General features: G+C 72.8%; 16 protein-coding genes. 6 read left to right on the forward strand and 10 right to left on the reverse strand.

The window, feature by feature from the left end; genetic code table 11:
- Positions 1-76 precede the first annotated feature (76 nt).
- From ABEA43_RS58320 to ABEA43_RS58360, 9 genes are all read right to left on the reverse strand, one after another.
- Positions 77-496 carry a hypothetical protein gene (locus ABEA43_RS58320; protein WP_345576468.1) on the reverse strand — a complete coding sequence of 140 codons (420 nt, stop codon included), beginning with the start codon at positions 494-496 and terminating at the stop codon, positions 77-79.
- Between the two features lie 55 nt (positions 497-551).
- A complete protein-coding gene (locus ABEA43_RS58325) occupies positions 552-743 on the reverse strand; it encodes a hypothetical protein (protein WP_345576469.1) in 192 nt (63 codons plus the stop codon).
- A 124-nt stretch (positions 744-867) separates the two neighbouring features.
- On the reverse strand, positions 868-1,761 hold the full coding sequence (locus tag ABEA43_RS58330; protein ID WP_345576471.1) for a sugar phosphate isomerase/epimerase family protein: 894 nt from the start codon (positions 1,759-1,761) through the stop codon (positions 868-870).
- Between the two features lie 8 nt (positions 1,762-1,769).
- The gene (locus tag ABEA43_RS58335; RefSeq protein ID WP_345576473.1) at positions 1,770-3,878 is read right to left on the reverse strand and encodes a PQQ-dependent sugar dehydrogenase; all 2,109 of its coding nucleotides are present in this window, start codon (positions 3,876-3,878) and stop codon (positions 1,770-1,772) included.
- Positions 3,879-4,014: 136 nt separating this feature from the next.
- Entirely contained in the window at positions 4,015-4,785 is a 771-nt protein-coding gene (locus ABEA43_RS58340; protein WP_345576475.1) for an SDR family NAD(P)-dependent oxidoreductase, read from the reverse strand.
- Between the two features lie 27 nt (positions 4,786-4,812).
- Positions 4,813-5,454, reverse strand: a complete 642-nt coding sequence (locus ABEA43_RS58345; RefSeq protein ID WP_345576476.1) for a TetR/AcrR family transcriptional regulator — start codon at positions 5,452-5,454, stop codon at positions 4,813-4,815.
- Between the two features lie 2 nt (positions 5,455-5,456).
- Entirely contained in the window at positions 5,457-6,665 is a 1,209-nt protein-coding gene (locus ABEA43_RS58350; protein WP_345576478.1) for a cytochrome P450, read from the reverse strand.
- Positions 6,666-6,712: 47 nt separating this feature from the next.
- Entirely contained in the window at positions 6,713-8,074 is a 1,362-nt protein-coding gene (locus ABEA43_RS58355) for a M14 family zinc carboxypeptidase (protein ID WP_345576479.1), read from the reverse strand.
- A 126-nt stretch (positions 8,075-8,200) separates the two neighbouring features.
- Entirely contained in the window at positions 8,201-8,545 is a 345-nt protein-coding gene (locus tag ABEA43_RS58360; protein WP_345576480.1) for a VOC family protein, read from the reverse strand.
- 87 nt (positions 8,546-8,632) lie between these two features.
- On the opposite strand from ABEA43_RS58360, the gene ABEA43_RS58365 reads away from it, so the two are divergent.
- Both ABEA43_RS58365 and ABEA43_RS58370 read left to right on the forward strand, forming a co-directional pair.
- A complete protein-coding gene (locus ABEA43_RS58365) occupies positions 8,633-10,021 on the forward strand; it encodes an FAD-dependent oxidoreductase (RefSeq protein WP_345576481.1) in 1,389 nt (462 codons plus the stop codon).
- Between the two features lie 181 nt (positions 10,022-10,202).
- Entirely contained in the window at positions 10,203-10,910 is a 708-nt protein-coding gene (locus tag ABEA43_RS58370) for a hypothetical protein (RefSeq protein ID WP_345576483.1), read from the forward strand.
- Between the two features lie 43 nt (positions 10,911-10,953).
- On the opposite strand, the gene ABEA43_RS58375 is transcribed toward ABEA43_RS58370, so the two are convergent.
- The gene (locus ABEA43_RS58375) at positions 10,954-11,742 is read right to left on the reverse strand and encodes an IclR family transcriptional regulator (protein WP_345576484.1); all 789 of its coding nucleotides are present in this window, start codon (positions 11,740-11,742) and stop codon (positions 10,954-10,956) included.
- A gap of 106 nt (positions 11,743-11,848) precedes the next feature.
- Here ABEA43_RS58375 and ABEA43_RS58380 point away from each other — a divergent pair, with 106 nt between their 5' ends.
- Genes ABEA43_RS58380 through ABEA43_RS58395 form a run of 4 tightly spaced genes read left to right on the forward strand, consistent with a single transcriptional unit; the run spans position 11,849 to position 17,066 of the window.
- On the forward strand, positions 11,849-13,129 hold the full coding sequence (locus ABEA43_RS58380; RefSeq protein ID WP_345576486.1) for a flavin reductase: 1,281 nt from the start codon (positions 11,849-11,851) through the stop codon (positions 13,127-13,129).
- Between the two features lie 48 nt (positions 13,130-13,177).
- On the forward strand, positions 13,178-14,455 hold the full coding sequence (locus ABEA43_RS58385) for an acyl-CoA dehydrogenase family protein (protein ID WP_345576488.1): 1,278 nt from the start codon (positions 13,178-13,180) through the stop codon (positions 14,453-14,455).
- Between the two features lie 35 nt (positions 14,456-14,490).
- Complete coding sequence (locus tag ABEA43_RS58390) at positions 14,491-15,933, forward strand: aldehyde dehydrogenase family protein (RefSeq protein ID WP_345576490.1); 1,443 nt, start codon at positions 14,491-14,493, stop codon at positions 15,931-15,933.
- Positions 15,930-17,066: an FAD-dependent oxidoreductase gene (locus ABEA43_RS58395; RefSeq protein WP_345576492.1), complete on the forward strand. Its 1,137-nt coding sequence runs from the start codon at positions 15,930-15,932 to the stop codon at positions 17,064-17,066. The genes ABEA43_RS58390 and ABEA43_RS58395 overlap by 4 nt, the downstream gene beginning before the upstream one ends.
- Positions 17,067-17,190: the final 124 nt, after the last annotated feature.

Genomic DNA, 17,190 nt, shown 5'->3' on the forward strand with positions numbered 1-17,190 from the left:
GGCACGGCACAGCCTCGGAGGGCCGGGGACGGCACCGCGCCCGGCTGGCCGCCGCCAGCCGGGCGCGGGCGGTCTGTTACGCCTTGCTGGGGAGGTCGCCGCCCACGGCGGCGTCGAGCAGGTGCGCGCCCGCGTCGTGCAGGGTGATGCCGTAGCCGTCCGGCACGTCGGCGTCCAGCACGTCGCCGTCCAGCACATCGGCGGCGGGTGGCCGCTCGCTGGCGGTCGCCTTGAAGCGGGTGTCGCGGGTCGGGCCGTCACCGACGAGATGGCCGCGCAGTTGGCCTGCCCGGTCGTAGACAGCCCACCGGCCCGCGCTCACCTGCGGCATTGCGTCCGGATTGTCCTTGAGCCACTGCGCGTTGGCCGCGTGCACGGCCTGTGGGTCGGGCTCGGCTGGCTGGGCCGGCTCAGCGGGCCCGGCGAGGTCAGCGGGATCGGCGGGCAGGGTGGGCGCCTCGGGCGCGCCATCACCAGTTTTGCGAGCACTGCTCATATTGCGTCTCGCTCTCAAATAGAGGCCGGCGCACGGAGAACGCTCGAAGCCTGAGTCACACCCTATCGAGCCGGGCCGGATCGCATACGACGCCGCCGCCGGCCCCCCGCATCACCACCAGGTCAGCGCTGGCGGGCGGGACGGATGACGATCTCGTTGACGTCGACGCGGGCAGGTCCGCGTCCCCGGGACGCACCAGCTCACGGCGGGCCCGCAGGAAGTCCCCGAGCACGTTGTCCTTGCTCATGACTCCACGCTGGTTCCGCCCGTTGGGGCACCGGGCCGGGGAGGGTGGCCGCGTCACTCCCAGGGAGCCCGCTCGACGGGAGCGGGGCCCGGACACGCCGGGCCCCGCTCGCGAAGGTGTGCCGCTAGAAGCGCAGTTTGCGCAGGTAGCGGTAGCCGACCTCCGCCGTACGCCGCGGCGTCACGTCAGGGGTGTCGTTCTCGACGATGTACTCCTTCACGCGGTGCGCGTCGAAGATCCGCCGGAAGTCGATCGTCCCGGTGCCGAGGTCGGCCATGTCGCCGTCCAGGTGCCGGTCCTTGACGTGGAACTGCAGCACGCGCTGCGGCGCCCGGCGGATGACGCCGAGGGTGAAGCGCACCGGGTCGGCGACGCCGCGCCCGATGCCGCCGGTGACCGCCCAGTAGATGTCGATCTCCAGGTGGACCAGGCGCGGGTCGAGCTCGGCGGTGAGCACGTCCCACGGCGTCTTGCCGCCGCCGAGGTCGGTGGTGAACTCGTGGGCGTGGTTGTGGTAGCCGTAGCGCAGCCCGGCCGAGCGGGCGGCGGCCGCCTCGACGTTCATCCGCTCGGCCCACGCCTTCCACTCGTCCTCGCTGGCCGAGTTCAGGTAGGGCACGACCATGAAGGACTGGCCGAGGGTCAGCGCGTTCTCGATCTTCGTCTCCAGCCCGGCGTCGTCGGTGGTGAGGCCGTCGTGGCTGGAGCTGGCCCGGATGCCGAGCCCGTCGAGGAACTCGCGGAGCTGCCGGGCCGTCCGCCCGAAGTAGCCGAGCGCGAGCTCGACCTTCGGGTAGCCGGTCCTGGCCAGGTAGGCGAGGGTGGCGTCATAGTTCTGGGCGAGGTCGTCGCGTACCGTCCAGAGCTGGATGCTGATCTGGTCCGGCGGCACGTGGTGACCGCCGGAGCCGTGCGGCGTCGCCGCGGCGGCCGGGGAGGCGGCCGCGACGGCGGCCGCCCCGAGTCCGAGGCCCGCGGCGAGCAGGGACCGTCTGCTGGGGCCGTAGCCGTAGCACATGAGAGCTCCTAACGTGTGGGCTGCAGGACGACCTCGTCGCTGCCGGTCAGCGGGGGCAGGCCGGCGCCGCCCGGGTCGGTGTAACCGGCCACGAACACGCCGGTCAGATCGTCGGTCTCGGGGTCGTGGCCGCTCGGCTCGGTGGTCTGGATCGAGCCCGTGCACCCGCGGGCCGTGGTCTGCGGGTGGCCGTGGTCGTCATGGCCGAGCACGTAGTCCACGGTCACGTTCGCGCAGTCCACCGGCTGGTCGTCGGTGATCCGTACCTCGAACTCGACGACGTCGCCGAAGGTGAACGGGGTGCCCGCGGCGGGCCTGACCAGCTCCACGACCGGCGCGGCGTTGCCGACGACGATCCGCACCGACGTCGCCGCCGACATGCCGGCGCTGTCGGTGACCCGCAGGGTGGCGTTGAACAGGCCGTTCCGCCGGTAGGTGTACGACGCCTGCGGGCTGCGCGAGTCCACCCGGCCGTCGGCGTCGAAGTCCCACGCGTAGCGGAGCCTGTCGCCGTCGGGGTCGGTCGTCCCGGCGCTGGTGAACTGCACCGTGAGCGGCGCGAGCCCGGCGGTCACCGAGGCCGCGGCGGCGGGGATCGGCGTGTGGTTGCCGGTGTTGCCGATGTAGTCGAAGCGGGCGAGCTGGGCGTCCGGGTTCTCCTGGAAGAAGCCGTCCCCGTACTCCAGCACGTAGAGCGCGCCGTCGGGGCCGAACTCCATGTCCATCGGGTTGTCGAACACGAACGAGGGCAGCACGTCCTCGATCCGCCCGTCCCGGTGGAACGCCTTGACGTAGTCACGGGTCCACTCGTAGAAGAGCGGCACGCCGTCGAAGTACTTCGGCCAGCCCACGGCGGTCCTGCCGCGCGTGTCGCCCGGGTCGAACGCGTACGCGGGACCCGCCATCGGCCCGATGCCGCCGGTGCCGAGCTGCGGGAACTCCGCCGACTGCCCGTAGGAGTACCACACGTCCGGCTGCGCGACCGGTGGCAGCCTGCGCAGCCCCGTGTTGTGCGGCGACTCGTTGACCGGGGCCGCGCAGGTGAAGGCCGCGCCGGACGCGCCGGTCGCGAAGTCGTAGTCGACGTACGGCAGCCGCGCCGTCGCGCAGTACGGCCAGCCGTAGTTGGCGGCCCTGCGGATCACCGTCCATTTGCCGGTCCCCGACGGCCCGCGGGCGGGGTCGGGCTCGCGCGCGTCGGGCGAGTAGTCGCCCACGTACAGCTCGCCGGTGGCCCGGTTGAGCTCGATGCGGAACGGGTTGCGCAGGCCCATCGCGTAGATCTCCGGCCGCGTGCCCGCCGTGCCCGGCCTGAACAGGTTGCCGCGCGGGATCGTGTACGACCCGTTCTCGCGCACGCTGACGCGCAGGATCTTGCCACGCAGGTCGTTGGTGTTGCCGGCGCTGCGCTGGGCGTCGAAGGCCGGGTTGCGGTCGGCCCGCTCGTCGATCGGGGCGTAGCCGTCGGAGGCGAACGGGTTCGTGTCGTCGCCGGTCGACAGGTAGAGGTTGCCCGCGGCGTCGAAGACGATGTCCCCGCCGACGTGGCAGCAGATGCCGCGGTCCACCGGCACGTCGAGGATGCGCTGCTCGGTACGCAGGTCGATGCTCGCGCCCGCGAAGCGGAACCTGGAGAGCCTGATCAGCCCCTTGAAGGGCGCGAAGTCCGCCGGGGCGCCGGTGAGCGGCGCGTCGCCCTCGTTGACGTCGGGCGTCGCCGGGTCGTCGATCGGCGTGTCGAGGGGCGGCGAGTAGTAGAGGTAGACCCAGTCGTCCTTCTTGGAGCCCTTGCCGAAGCCGGGGCTCAGGGCGATGCTCTGCAGCCCTTCCTCGTCGTGCTGGTAGACGTCGAGCTGGGCGGCCTGGGTGTTGAGGCCCGTCTTCGGGTCGTGTAACCAGACCTCGCCCTTCCTGGTGGTGTGCAGGACCCTCGAATCCGGTAACACCGCCAGGTCCATCGGCTCGCCTGGGTTGTCGTTGAGTGTCACCTTCTGGAACTGGTCGTCGGGCGGCGGGGCCGCGGCGCCGGTGGAAACCGTGGTGCTCCCGGCGTACGCGGCGGCCGGCATGAGGATCGCCGCAGCAGTCATGGCCGCGATTGCGGTTCTCGCTCTCATGCCTCTCCCTTCGGTCTACTCGGGGGATAAGAGAGGGCAAATTAACGTGAATGTAACCCGAGTTACGCCGAGCGAGGAGGGCCTAATCGCAGTTGATCTTGCATCTTTCGCGCCTGATCGGACTAAGTCCGCCCGCTCAGTCGTGCAGGGAGCCGCCGCCGTCGATGGACCAGGTCTGGCCGTTGATCCAGGCGGCGTCGTCGGACAGCAGGAACGCCGCCGCGGCGGCCAGGTCGGACGGCTTGCCCAGGCGGGTGCTCCGGGTGCCGGCCAGCCCGGCGGCCCTGAACTTCTCGCTCATCTGCGCCAGCCCCGTCTCGCTGAGCACCATGCCGGGCGAGACGCCGTTGCAGCGGACGCCCTCCTTGCCCCAGCGGGAGGCGACGTGCCGGGTGAGCGCGTTCACGCCCGCCTTCGAGGCGGCGTAGGCCGGGCGCAGCGGCTCGCCCACGAAGGCGGCGCCGGAGGAGGTGTTGACGATGGCGCCGCCGCCGTTCTCCAGCAGCAGCGGGATCGCGGCCCGGCAGGTGTGGGCGTACCCGATCAGGTTCACCTCCAGGGTGCGCCGCCAGACGGCCACGTCCATCCCCGACAGGTCGGCGTCGCGGCCGATGGTGTCCAGAGACAGGTCGGCGCCCACGTTGAACAGCCCGTCTACGCCGCCGAACGCCGCCACCGCCCGCTCGAACAGCGCCCGCACGGACGCCTCGTCGGCCAGGTCGAACGCGGCCGCGACCGCCGTGCCGCCGTTCGCGGTGATGCGGCCGGCGGTCTCCTCCGCCCCGGCCGCGTTGATGTCGCCCACCAGGACGCGGCAGCCCTCCTCGGCCAGCCGCTCGGCGGTGGCGGCGCCGATGCCGGTGGCGCCGCCGCAGACGACGATTCGCTTGTGCCGTAAACCTCGCATGAGACGTCCGTTCTCGTGAAGGGGGTGTCAGCCGGCGCGGGTCACGGGGGCGAGCCAGATCCCGACGATCGCGTCGGTCAGGCCCACGGCCGTGGCCTCCCAGGTCGAGCGGGGCGTGGCGGCGCCCTCGTGCAGCGCCCGCTCGCGCTCGGCCAGCACGTGCACGCAGAGCAGGCGGCTCATGTCGCCGCGCTCCTTGCGGGTCTCGCCGGGCAGGCCCGGCAGCAGGCCGAACATGCCTTCGAGGTTGTGGCGCATGGACGGCGCGGCGACGTTCTCGTCGATGACGATCTGGCGCAGGATCGGATCGGTGTTGCACTGGGCCATGAACCTGGCCTCCCACGTGGGCGAGCCCATCGAGGCCAGGTGGTCGGTGGCGGGCCGGACCAGGCAGGACACCCAGGCGCGCAGCTCGGTGGAGCCGCCGATCCGGGCCAGCATCCCGGCGCGCCGCTGTTCGAGCGCCGCGACGTGGCGGCGGACGATCTCGCGTACGAGGTCGGTCTTGGTGCCGAAGTGGTAGCCGACGGCGAAGTGGTTGCCCTGGCCGGCGGCCTCGCTCACCTGCCGGTTGGAGACCTCCCCGACGCCGTGCTCGGCGAAGAGCCGCTCGGCGGCGTCGAGGATCGCCGTACGGGTCTCCCGCGCCCGGTCGGCTTTGGCGGCCATCGTCACCACCTCACCGGGACCTGCCGCAGGCCGCCGACGATGAGCCCTTCGCGGCGCCGCAGCTCGTCGGCGGGCACGGCCAGCTCCAGCGTGGGCAGCCGGTCGAGCAGCACCTTGAGCACGGTCTGCAGCTCGGTGCGGGCCAGCGCCTGCCCGATGCAGGAGTGCGGGCCGACGCCGAAGGCCAGGTGGGCGTTGGGGGAACGGGTCAGGTCCAGGTCGGCGGCCTGCTCGAACTCGCGCTCGTCGCGGTTGGCCGCGGCCATGCTGCACACGACGGTCGTGCCCGCGGGCAGCGTCGTGTCCGCGACCTCGACCTGCTCGCTCAGGTAGCGGGGCATCCCGAAGCCCGGGTTGGCGTCGTAGCGCAGCGACTCCTCGACCGCGGGCCTGATAAGCGCGGGGTCGGCGACCAGCCGCTCCCAGCGGGTGCGGTCGGCCAGCAGCATCGCCACCATCTTGCCGATCATGTTCGCGGTCGTCTCGTGGCCGGCGACGAGCAGCCCCTTGGCCGTCATCAGCAGCATCTCCTCCGTCAGCCGCCCGTCCAGCGAGCCGACGATCCCGATCAGCTCGCTGATCAGGTCCTCGCCCGGGGCGGCCCGCTTGGCCGCGACGTGCGCCCGCAGGTAGCCGGCGAACGCCTCCTGCGCGGCGTCGATCTCCTCCTGGGTGAACCTGGTCAGGCTCAGCATGGTGTCCGACCAGTACGCGAACTTGTCGCGGTCGGAGTCGGGGACGCCGAGCAGGTCGCAGATCGCCCACACCGGCAGCGGGAAGCCGAGCGCGCTCACCAGGTCGGCCGGCGCGCCCTGCTTGACCATCTCCGCCACCAGGAGCTCGGCCATCGCCTGGATCCTGGGCTGCATGGCCGTGACGCGCTTGGCCGTGAACGCCTTGCCGACGAGCTGGCGCCAGGCCCGGTGGTGCTCGCCGCTCACGTTCAGGCTGGAGCTGCCGAAGACGCCGCCCGACTCGTTCGCGGTGACCTTGGCGGCGTCGGCGGCGTTCAGCTGGCGGGTGAACCTGGGGTCGGACAGGACCTGCTTGACGTCGGCGTAGCGGGTGAGCAGCAGGGCCTCGTCACCGCTGGCCAGCCGGATGGGCGCGACGGGGCAGCCCGCGCGCAGCTCCGCCCACTCCTGTGGCGGCTCCAGGGCTCCGGGGCTGGGGAACGGGTAGTGCGGTACGTCCGTGGCGCTCTCGCTCACGTTTCCTCCCGGGTTGCGAACGCCCACAGTTAAGCCGACCGCCTTAATTAAGTCAATCGACTCAGGTGCGCGGCGGCGGCGATGGTGGCGGCGTACTGGGTCGCGACGAGGGAGCGGATGGGGATGACCGCGTACTCCGAGGCGGGGTCGGCGGCCAGCCACTCTTCGTAGCGGCCGGCCACCCGCGCCCGCGTCGCGGCGATCGCGCCGGCCCGGTTGCCGGCGGCCAGCTCGGCGTCGAGCCCTCTGAGCATGATCCCGCCGTAGCGGAGCTGGAAGCTGTGCCCGTCGCCGGCCAGCGAGGTCACCTCGGCGACCGAGGCGGGGCGGTCGGACTCGGGTAAGCGGGCGCGTACGGCGATGCTCTCGGCGTTGCGCGCCATGACGTCGGCGAAGAACCGGGTGGCCCGCCAGTACGGCGAATCGGGCGTCACCAGGTCCGCCCGCACGGCGTCGAGCCCCTGCTGGAGGACCTCGGCCAGCTCGGCCACCGCGACGGCCTTACCCGCCAGGGCGACGGCGTAGGACGTGCCGGCCGGGCTCTCGTCGTCGGCCGTCGGATCGATCCAGTACGGCAGCTCGCTGATCAGGGTGAGGGCTCCGTGCCTGCTCGCGTACGAGGCGGTGTTGTCCCCGGACTCGCCGCTCCACATCTGCCCCTGCTCGGCCATCCGGTCGTACGCCCGCCTGATCGACCCCACCCGGAAGACGCCGTCGGCGTAGCGCACGATGTGCGGCGCCTCCGGCTCGCCCCGGTGCAGGAGCAGGCCGAGCCGCGCCGGCACCTCCTGCAGGACCGGGTAGAGAGCGGGCTCGGTCCTGCTGAGGTAGTAGTAGACGCCGCCGAGCTCGCTGTTGTGCAGCGAGCAGACCAGGGCGGGCCGGTGCTCGTCGATCAGCCGCATCAGCACCCTGGTCTCCGGCAGCGGCGTGTCGAAGTGGGCGTCCTTGTAGTCGAGCGGGAAGGTCCACTCGATCTGGTCGCGCCCGGCGGGCCGGTAGAAGTGCCGCGCGTAGTGCTCGCGGGTGAAGGGACCGCGCAGCCAGCCCTCGTTCAGCCGGAGCCCGTCCGGGTCGATGCAGGCGATGACGTGCCAGCGATGGCCCAGCCTGGCCCGCAGCCCGGCGTCCGCGCACAGCCGGCGCGCCAGGTGGACGGCGGTCAGCCCGCCGATCGGCTCGTTGGGGTGCGGCAGGCCGAAGACCAGCGCCTCAGGCGGTCCCGGCGGTCCGATGGTCAGGCACAGCAGCGGGCTGCCCTGCCTGGACTCCCCCACGACCCGCAGCGTGGCCACGTCCGGATGCGCCGACGCGAGCGCCTCCATCAGCTGGGTCAGCTCCTCGACTCCGGCGAAGGCGTCGAAGTCGGGGACCGTGTCGAGCTCGCTTTCCAGCCATTCGGGTAGCACCGTGCCATACCTCCCTTTCCGGCCTTTCCGTCACGAGTCTGCTTGTCCATCCCGCGTCCGGCCAGAGGTACGGCCTTCAGTTGTACGTATCCGTCGTGCGCGCCAGTAGTGCGCCGGCTGGACGGCTCAGGCGCTGACGAAGCAGAACTCGTTGCCTTCCGGGTCGGCCATCACCTGGAAGGAGCCCTGTTCGTCGGTCACCGTCGCACCGATCCTGGTGGCGCCCAGGCTCTGCGCCCGGGTGACGGCCGGCTCGATCGACTCGACCTCGACGTCCAGGTGCAGCCGGTTCTTGACCGACTTGGCCTCGGGCACCGGCTGGAACGACAGCCGTACGCCGTCCGGGGGCGCCACGTGGGACCAGCCCCTGGCGCGGTCCACCGGGTCGCCGCCGAGCAGGGCGGCCCAGAAGCGGACCAGGGTGTGCGGGTCGCGGCAGTCCACCACGATCTGGTTGAGGCTCATGCGCATGACGGCCAAGGGTAGTGATCCGCCGCCCGGCACCCTTCGGCAGAGTGCTGACAGAGATCCGGCAGCGACCCCTGGCACGGTGTGGCCATGACCGACACGGAGAAGACGGATGTACTGATCGTCGGGGCCGGGCCGACCGGGCTCACCCTCGCCGTCGAGCTGGCCAGGCGCGGGATCGAGCACCGGATCGTGGAGCGGGCGCCCGAGCCCGCGTCCGGCTCCAAGGGCAAGGGGCTGCAGCCGCGCACGCTGGAGATCTTCGACGATCTCGGCGTGACGGACCGCATCCTGCCGGCCGCGACGCTCTACCCGCCGCTCCGGGTCAGGGTGGGCCGGGTGCCGGTGTACCAGGGGCGGATGCACAAGCTCGCCGCGGCCACCGACGCCGTGCCGTACCCGATGGTGCTGATGCATCCGCAGTGGCGGACCGAGGCGCTGCTCGGCGAGCGGCTGGCCGAGCTGGGCGGGAAGGTCGAGCACGGCGTCGAGCTGGCCGGCTTCGAGCAGGACGCGATGGGCGTCACGGCCAGGCTGGGCACCGGCGCGACGGTGCGGGCCTCGTATCTGGTCGCGGCCGACGGCGGGAAGAGCGCCGTGCGCAAGGCGCTCGGCATCGGCTTCGCCGGGGAGACCCGTGAGGAGGAGCGCATGGCGCTGGCGGACGTGCGCGTCGAAGGGCTCGGACGGGACCACATCCACATCTGGGTACGGCCGGGCAAGGGCATGGTGGCGCTCTACCCCATGGCCGGGACCGACTCCTTCCAGCTTCTCGCCTCGCTCAAGCCGGGCGTCACGCCGGACCTGACGCTGCCCGGCTTCCAGCGGCTCTTCCGCGAACGCTCGATGCTGCGCGGCGTGCGCGTCACCACGCTGCTGTGGTCCTCGCTCTACCGGGTCAACATCCGCCTGGCCGACAGGTATCGGGCCGGCCGCGTCTTCCTGGCAGGGGACGCCGTCCACGTGCACTCCCCGGCGGGCGGCCAGGGGCTCAACACCGGCGTGCAGGACGCCTACAACCTGGGCTGGAAGCTGGCCCGCGCGCTCGGCGGGGCGCCGTCGTCGCTGCTCGGCACGTACGAGGAGGAACGCCGCCCGATCGCCGCGCGCGTGCTCGGCCTGAGCACCGGGCTGCACGACAAGAAGACCTTCAAGCGGGACGAGGAGACGTACCAGCTCCATGTCGGCTATCGCGGCAGCTCGCTGGCCGGTGAGGGGGGCGGTGACCGGGTTCCGGACGGGCCGCTGCGGCTGGCGGACGGGACCATGGCGCGCATGTTCGACCTGCTGCGGGGGCCGCACTTCACGCTGCTGTCGCCGGATGCCGCGCCGAAGGTGGCGGGCGGTCCTGAGGTGCGGGCGTACGCGCCCGCCGAGCCGTACGGCGGGCGGCGTCACACCCTCGTCCGGCCGGATGGACATGTCGGGATCGCCACCGACTCGCCCAGCGAGCTCGCCGCCTACCTGACCATGGTGTGAGCTTTCCTGAAAGCGCTTTCTGGAATGCGCTCTCTTCCCGGCAAAGAGAAACTGGCGATCTTTCCGACGGTGCCGGCGGCGGTCACGCGCGGCGTTTCGGCCAGCGGGCAGCCTGGTCCCTGCCGTTTCGGTGCGTGTAACGTCGTTTCCACTTCTGCCGGTAAGTCCTGGAAGGGCGGACATGGGAGCTCATGCGCACGGCTGGTGGATCGTCCTTCACCTGGTGCTGTTCGTCTTCTGGCTCGGCGGCGACCTGGGCGTGTTCTACTCCAGCAGGTACGTGCTCGACCCCGCCTCGGGCCCGCAGGCACGGACCGTCGCGTTACGGATCATGAGCGGCCTCGATCTCGCGCCGAAGATCTGCCTGGTGCTCTTCCTGCCCAGTGGGGTCACGCTGATGGCGCTGGAGCCGCACGGGGCTGAGCTGTTCGGGGTGCGGCTGTTCCCCTTCTGGTCGGTGCTGCTGGTGTGGGCGTTCGCGCTCGGCTGGCTGGCGCTGACGGTGGCCGATCACCGCACCCACGGCCGGTTCCCCCTGGTACGCCGGGCGGACTGGGCGATCAGGCTGACCCTGGTCACCGTGATCGCCTGCTCCGCGGCCTACACGCTCGTCGCCGACCGCCCCTTCGGCGTCGAGACCAACCCTCGCTGGCTGGGCGCCAAGCTGGCGCTGTACGCCCTGGCCATCGCGGCGGGGCTGGGCATCCGGCTGAGGCTGCGCGCCTTCGGGCCGGCCTTCGCCGCGCTCGGCGCGTCCGGCTCCACCCCGGAGGTGGAACGCACGCTGCGCGGTTCGGTGAACGGCTGCCTGCCGTACGTCTGGGCGATCTGGGGCAGCGTGCTGGCCGCGGCCGTGCTGGGGGTGCTCAAACCGGGCGCCACGCTGTGACGAGGGCTACGGGTGGCGGCCGAGCTGGGCGGACAAGCGAGGGCTACGGGTGGTGGCCGAGCTGGGCGGACAGGCGGGCGGCCGATTCGAGGAGCGGCCGGGCCGCCTCCTGCAGGTGCGCCTTGAAGCGGGCGCCCGGCCCCGCGACGCTCACGGCCGCGATCACCAGGCCGTCGTGGTCGAAGATCGGCGCGGCGACGGAGGCCGCGCCCTCCTGGCGCTCGCCCAGCGAGGTGGCGTAGCCCCGGCGCCTGATGGCCGCCAGCTCGGCGCGCAGCTTGTCCGGGTCGGTGATGGTCCTGGCGGTGAGGGCGTCGAGTCTGTGCCTGACCATGTAGCCCTCGATCTCCTCCTCCCGCAGGAACGCGAGGATCGCCTTGGAGGAGCTGCCCGCGTGCAACGGGTAGGGGATGCCGAGCGAGACCTCCATGCGCAGCTCCTGGGCGGGCACGACCTGGTCGACGTAGAGGCGCGTGTCGCCGCGCCGTACGGACAGGGTGGCCGTCTCCTCCGTGCTCACGGACAGGCGGCGCAGCTCCGTGCCGGCCATGGCGCGCAGGTCGGTACGGGCCATGTAGGCGCGGCCGAGCGCGATGGCGGCGTGACCCAGGGAGTAGCGCCTGGTGACGGGGTCGAGCGCGATGAGCTCGCGACTGCGCAGCGCCGTGAGGATGCGGTGGACGGCCGCCTTCGTCAGGTCGAGCTCCGTGGCGATCTCGGTGACGCCCAGGTCCGCGCGATTGCTCCGGCCGAACAGGAGCAGGACGTCCATCGCCCGCTCCACCGAGGCGATGGACCTGCTCTGGTTCTCGATCTCGACTTGAGCGTTCACCCGCCCAGTGTATTTCCGTGAGGGAAACACCGTCACGTTGACACTAAAGAACGAGTTCGTTACCTTCAGCGTTACAGCGTTTCCTCTGTTGAAACAGCGAGGAGCAGTGGCGACTGACGGCGCGGCCTTCCGCAGGGTCCTGGCACAGTGGCCGAGCGGCGTGGTGATCGTGACCACCGGGGCCGGCGGCCGCCGGCACGGGATGACGGCGAGCGCCTTCTCCAGCGTGAGCCTCGATCCCCCGATGGTGCTGGTCTGCCTGGCGCGCGGCACCAGGACGCACGACCTCGTGGCGGAGCACGGCACGTACGCGGTGAGCATCCTCGGCAAGGACCAGGCGGCGCTCGGCCGCCGGTTCGCCGGGCCGGACGCGGATCGTTTCTCCGGCGCCGGCTGGCAGGCCGGGCAGACCGGGTCGCCCGTGCTGACGGACTCCGTCGGCTGGCTGGACTGCCGGGTCGCGCACGCGTACCCGGGAGGCGATCACACGATTTTCGTCGGCGAGGTGCTCGGCACCGCCACGCCGCGGCGGGTGGCGCCCGTCCTGTTCCACTCGCGGGCCTGGAGCCAGCTCGCCGACCCGCTGCCCGACCGGATCACGGTCGCGGACACAGGGCTCCTCGCCGTCCTGCGCGTCCGCGGCTTCAGCGGCCCGCGCCTGGCCGGGATCGCGCGGCTGCTGCGCGCCGCGGGCACCCGGGTCAGGCTCTTCGACCTGTACGGCGACGCGCCCCCGCCCGAGGACCTCGCCCCGGCCACCGCCTCCGCCCTGATCACCCGCCCCGAGCAGGTCGCGGACGTGGCCGCCGCCGGGGCCGGCGTGGTGGAGTTCCGGGCGAAGGAGCACGGCCCGGCCCCGGAGGCCGCACCGCGGGCCGGCATGGTGGAGTTCCGGGCGGAGGAGCACTGCCCGATCCTGGAGGCGGCGCAGCGGGCCGGTCTGGTCACGGTCGCGAACCTGCCCGACGCCTTCGCCGCAGGCCGCGAGCATCGCGTCGTGGCGCAGGTCGCCCGCCTGGCCGCGCTCGGCTGCGACGAGATCGCCCTGGAGGAGGGCGGCTCCGCGGCCACGCCGCTCCAGGTCCGGCGCGTCATCCAGGAGGCCGCCGCCGTGGCGGGAGGAGCGGCGCTCCGCGTCGGGCTGCGCGAACGGCACGGCATCGGCCTGGTCAACGCGCTGGTCGCGATGAAGAGCGGGGTGTGGCGGTTCGACACCACGCTGGGCGGCGTGGACGGCGCGCTGCCCGCGGAGGACGTCCTGTTCCTGGCCGGGGAGCTGGAGGTGGCCAGCCCCGTGGACCGGGCCGCCCTGATCGCCGGCGCGGCGGAGCTGGAGCGTTCCTGGGGCTCGGTGCTGCCGGGCCGGACCTATCGATTCACGCACTGAGAGCGCCGAGAACGACTGAGCACATCGAGGGTTGTTGAAGGGGCGAATGTGACCGACAGGCTGACGGGTGAACGGCTCGTCGACGACATGACCGCGGCCGAACGCGCTCGGGCGGAGCGCGTGGAGTCGGTGCTTCCCGCGCTGCGAGCCGAGGCCGCCAAGGCCGACGAACAGGCCCGCTTCCCCGTCGAGCACGTGGCGCTGCTGCGGGAGGCGGGGCTGCTCGGGCTGGTGGTCCCGCAGGAGTACGGCGGGCTCGGGGGGACGCTGCGCGACCTGGCGGCGGCCACGTTCGCGATGGGCACCGCCTGCCCCTCCACCGCGCTGGCCTATTTCTTCCACAACACCAGCGCCTCGCGCGGGCTGCTTCCTCTGGAGGCCGTCGAGGCGGGGCTGTTCGCCGATGAGGAGATCCCGGTCGTCCGGGCCTTCGCCGGGAAGGTGCTGACCAGGATGGCCTCGGGGGTGTGGCTGGCCAACTTCGCCTCCGAGTCGGTCAAGAGCTCCACCGCCAACATCACCATCGCCACCACGGCCCGCCGTACCGCGGGCGGTTGGCTCCTCGACGGCGAGAAGTCCTTCGGCTGCGCGACCGGCGTGGCCGACTACTACCTGACCACGGCCAAGCTCGAAGGCCACGAGACCGCCGACGGGCTCGTGACGTTCTTCGTGCCGCGCGACGCCCCGGGCGTGTCCGTCCGCGCGCCGTGGGACGGTCTCGGGATGCGCGCCACCGCCAACAACGGCATCCGGCTGGAGGGGGTGTTCATCCCCGAGGACGAGGCGCTGACCGTCCCGGGAGCGTTCACCCGGATGCTCAGGATGAGCCGGGGCAGCTTCGTCGGCAACCAGCTCGCCATCGCCGCCGTCTACACCGGCTGCGCGCAGAACGTGTTCGACGTCGTGGTCGAGCAGCTCACCAGGAAGACCTTCGCCGACACCGGGCGGCCGATCGCCTCCTCCCCCGTGCATCAGCAGCTCATCGGGGACATGACCGTGCAGCTGGAGACCGCGTACCTGTGGCTGCGCAGGCAGCTGCTGCTGGAGACCTCGCAACCGCCGCTGCGGCCCAAGGACGAGGTGTTCCGGCAGTGGCGGCTCGGCAAGGGATCGGTGACGGAGTCCTGCTTCCAGGTGGCGCTGAGCGCGTTCAAGGCCTCGGGCACGTCCGGCGCGATGATGGGCGGCGTCGTCGGGCGGGCGCTGCGGGACCTGGCGATGGGGCTGGTGATGACCTTCCCGGCCGAACGCGGCAGGCTGGAGGCCGCCCAGCTCGTCACCCAGGCCAAGGAGAACGAGCTGTTCGCCGTGGCGGACCGGCCATGACCCCCGAGGTCCCGGCAGGGCGTGGCGGATCCGGCATGACCTCCGAGGTCCCGGCACCCTGCGACGGACCGGGCGTGCCTCCCGAGGTCCCGGCGACCCGCGATCTGGTCGGCGGGGTGTGGGGGGACTGCGGGGACGACCTCGGGTTCGACCTGGAGGACCCGGCCACGGGCGAGCCCAGGCGAAGGGCGCTCGGTTCGTCCCCCGGGCGCGTGGAAGCGGCGCTGGCGGCGGCCGAAAGGGCGGCCGCCGCGTGGGCGGACACCCCCGGGCCGCGTCGGGCCTCGTTGCTGGAGGAGGCGGCGCGGGCGCTGGCCGAGCGGGCCGGGGAGATCGTCCGCCTGGAGTCCTTCGCCACCGGGGTGCCGATCCGGCAGGCCGCTCCCCTGGGCATGATCGTCCACGGGGCGTTCGCGCTCGCCGCCGCGCAGGTGCGCGAGGGGCTGCTCCTGTCGGTCAGGGACGCGGTGGAGGTGCACCGGCTGCCCTGGGGGCCCGCGCTCTGCCTGGTGCCGTGGAACGCGCCCGCGCCGATGGCCGCGCACAAGGCCGCCAGCGCGCTCGCGGCCGGCTGCCCGGTGATCGTCAAGGTGAGCGAGTACGCTCCGCACGGCACCCAGGTGCTCGCCGAGGTCCTGCACGAGGTGCTGCCGCCGGGCGTCTTCCAGCTCGTCCACGGCGGCCCGCGCACCGGCGCGCTGCTCGCCGGGGACCCCAGGATCCGCGCGGTGTCGTTCACCGGCGGCCTCCTGGGCGGCAGGTCCGTGGCCATGGCCTGCGCGGCGGGCCTGCGTCCCGCCCAGCTGGAGCTCGGCGGCAACAATCCGCTGGTCGTCATGCCCGACGCGGGAACGGGGGCCGCCGCCGACGCCGCCGCCGAGCTGCTCACCACGCTCAACGGGCAGTGGTGCCGGGCGCTGGGCAGGCTCATCGTGCCGCGCGCACGGCTCGGCGAGCTGCTGGAGGCGACCGGGGAACGGCTCGCCGCGCTGCGCACCGGTGATCCGCTCGCGGACGGGACGGAGTTCGGGCCGCTCGTCCACTCCGCCCACCTGCGCCGGGTCAGGGACGCGGTCGCCGGCGCCGGAGGACGGGCGACGGCGTACGGGGACATGCCGGACAAGGGCAATTTTCTGGCGCCGACGCTGATCACCGGGGCCGACCTGGCCGACGAGATCTTCGGGCCGGTCGCCGCCGTCGTGCCGTACGACACGGTGGAGGAGGCCCTGACGCTGGCCAACGCCACCCCGTACGGGCTGGAGGGGTACGTGGTCGGTGGCGACGAGGAGCGGGCGCTCGCGCTCGCCCGGCGGATCAGGGCCGGTGAGGTGAAGGTCAACGGCTCCAGCGTGATGAGCCTGCACCTGTTCACGCCGCGGCCGGCGTGGGGGCTGTCGGGCCTGGGCGAGGAGGGCACGGCGGAGACGATCCGGTTCTTCACCGGGGCACGGGTGGTCGGCGTCCAGGGCTCCCCATGAGGCGCGTGCTGGTGGCGGGGGCCGGGCCGGTGGGCCTGGCCGCGGCGCTCACGCTGGCGCGCGGCGGCGTCCCGGTCACCGTGCTGGAGGCCGGGGCCGTGCTGGCGGCCGAGTCGCGGGCCTCCACCTTCCATCCACCGACGCTGGAGATGCTGGCCTCGCTCGGGGTGCTCGACGAGCTCATGGCGCTCGGCCTGACCGCCGCGACCTTCCAGTACCGCGACCGCCGCGGCGGCCCGATCGCCACGCTGGACCTGGGGGTGCTGTCCGGCGACACCCCCTTCCCCTTCCGGGTGCAGTGCGAGCAGAGCAAGCTCACCCCGATCCTGCACGAGCACGTCCTGCGGCACGGCGGCGAGGTGCTGTTCGGGCAGGAGGTCGCGGACGTCGCGCCGCAGACCGGCGGGGTGCTGGTGACGACCGCGCGGGGCGCGCGTTTCGCGGGTGACTGGCTGGTCGGCGCCGACGGGGCCCACTCCGCGGTACGGCGCTCGCTCGGCATCCCGTTCGAGGGCATCACCTACCCGGAACGTTTCCTGGTCGCCTCCGTCCGCGAGGACCTGGAGACCCTGCTGCCGGGGATCGCGCCGATCAACTACGTCTTCGATCCGGAGGAGTGGCTGGTCCTGCTGCGTACCCCCGATCATTGGCGGGTGCTGCTGCCCACCCCGGACGGCACCACCGACGAGGAGGAGCTGGCCCGGCTGCGGGGGCGGCTGCGCGCCGTCGCCGACCCCGGGCGCGACTGGGAGGTGGCGCACGCCTCGCTCTACCGCGTCCACCAGCGGGTCGCCGCCCGCTTCCTGGACGGCCGGGTGCTGCTGGCGGGCGACGCGGCGCACGTGAACAACCCGCTCGGCGGCCTCGGCATGAACAGCGGCATCCACGACGCGGTCCTGATGGCCACGGCCCTGGCCGGGGCGAGCCCGCCCGGCGCGGTGGCCGCGCGGCGGCGGGAGGTGGCGCTCGACCATGTGCAGGCGATCAGCCACGGGAACTGGGAGCGGATGCGCAGCCCCAGTGACTCCTCCGGCCGGCACGACGAGCTGCGGGCGCTGGCGGCCGATCCGGAGGCGGCCAGGGCGTACCTGCTGCGTGCCTGCCTGATCTCCGCGCTACGGGACGCGGGGTGATCAATAAGGAGAACCCGGCCCGGATCGCCGAGCTGGTCGGCAGCGTGCCCGTCGCCGGCGCCGCCGGGGTGGACGCGGCCGTCGGGCGGGCGGAGGCCGCGCGCCGCGGCTGGGCGGCGCGCCC

It is taken from the genome of Nonomuraea rosea (assembly GCF_039539705.1).
GTDB classification, from domain to species: domain Bacteria; phylum Actinomycetota; class Actinomycetes; order Streptosporangiales; family Streptosporangiaceae; genus Nonomuraea; species Nonomuraea rosea.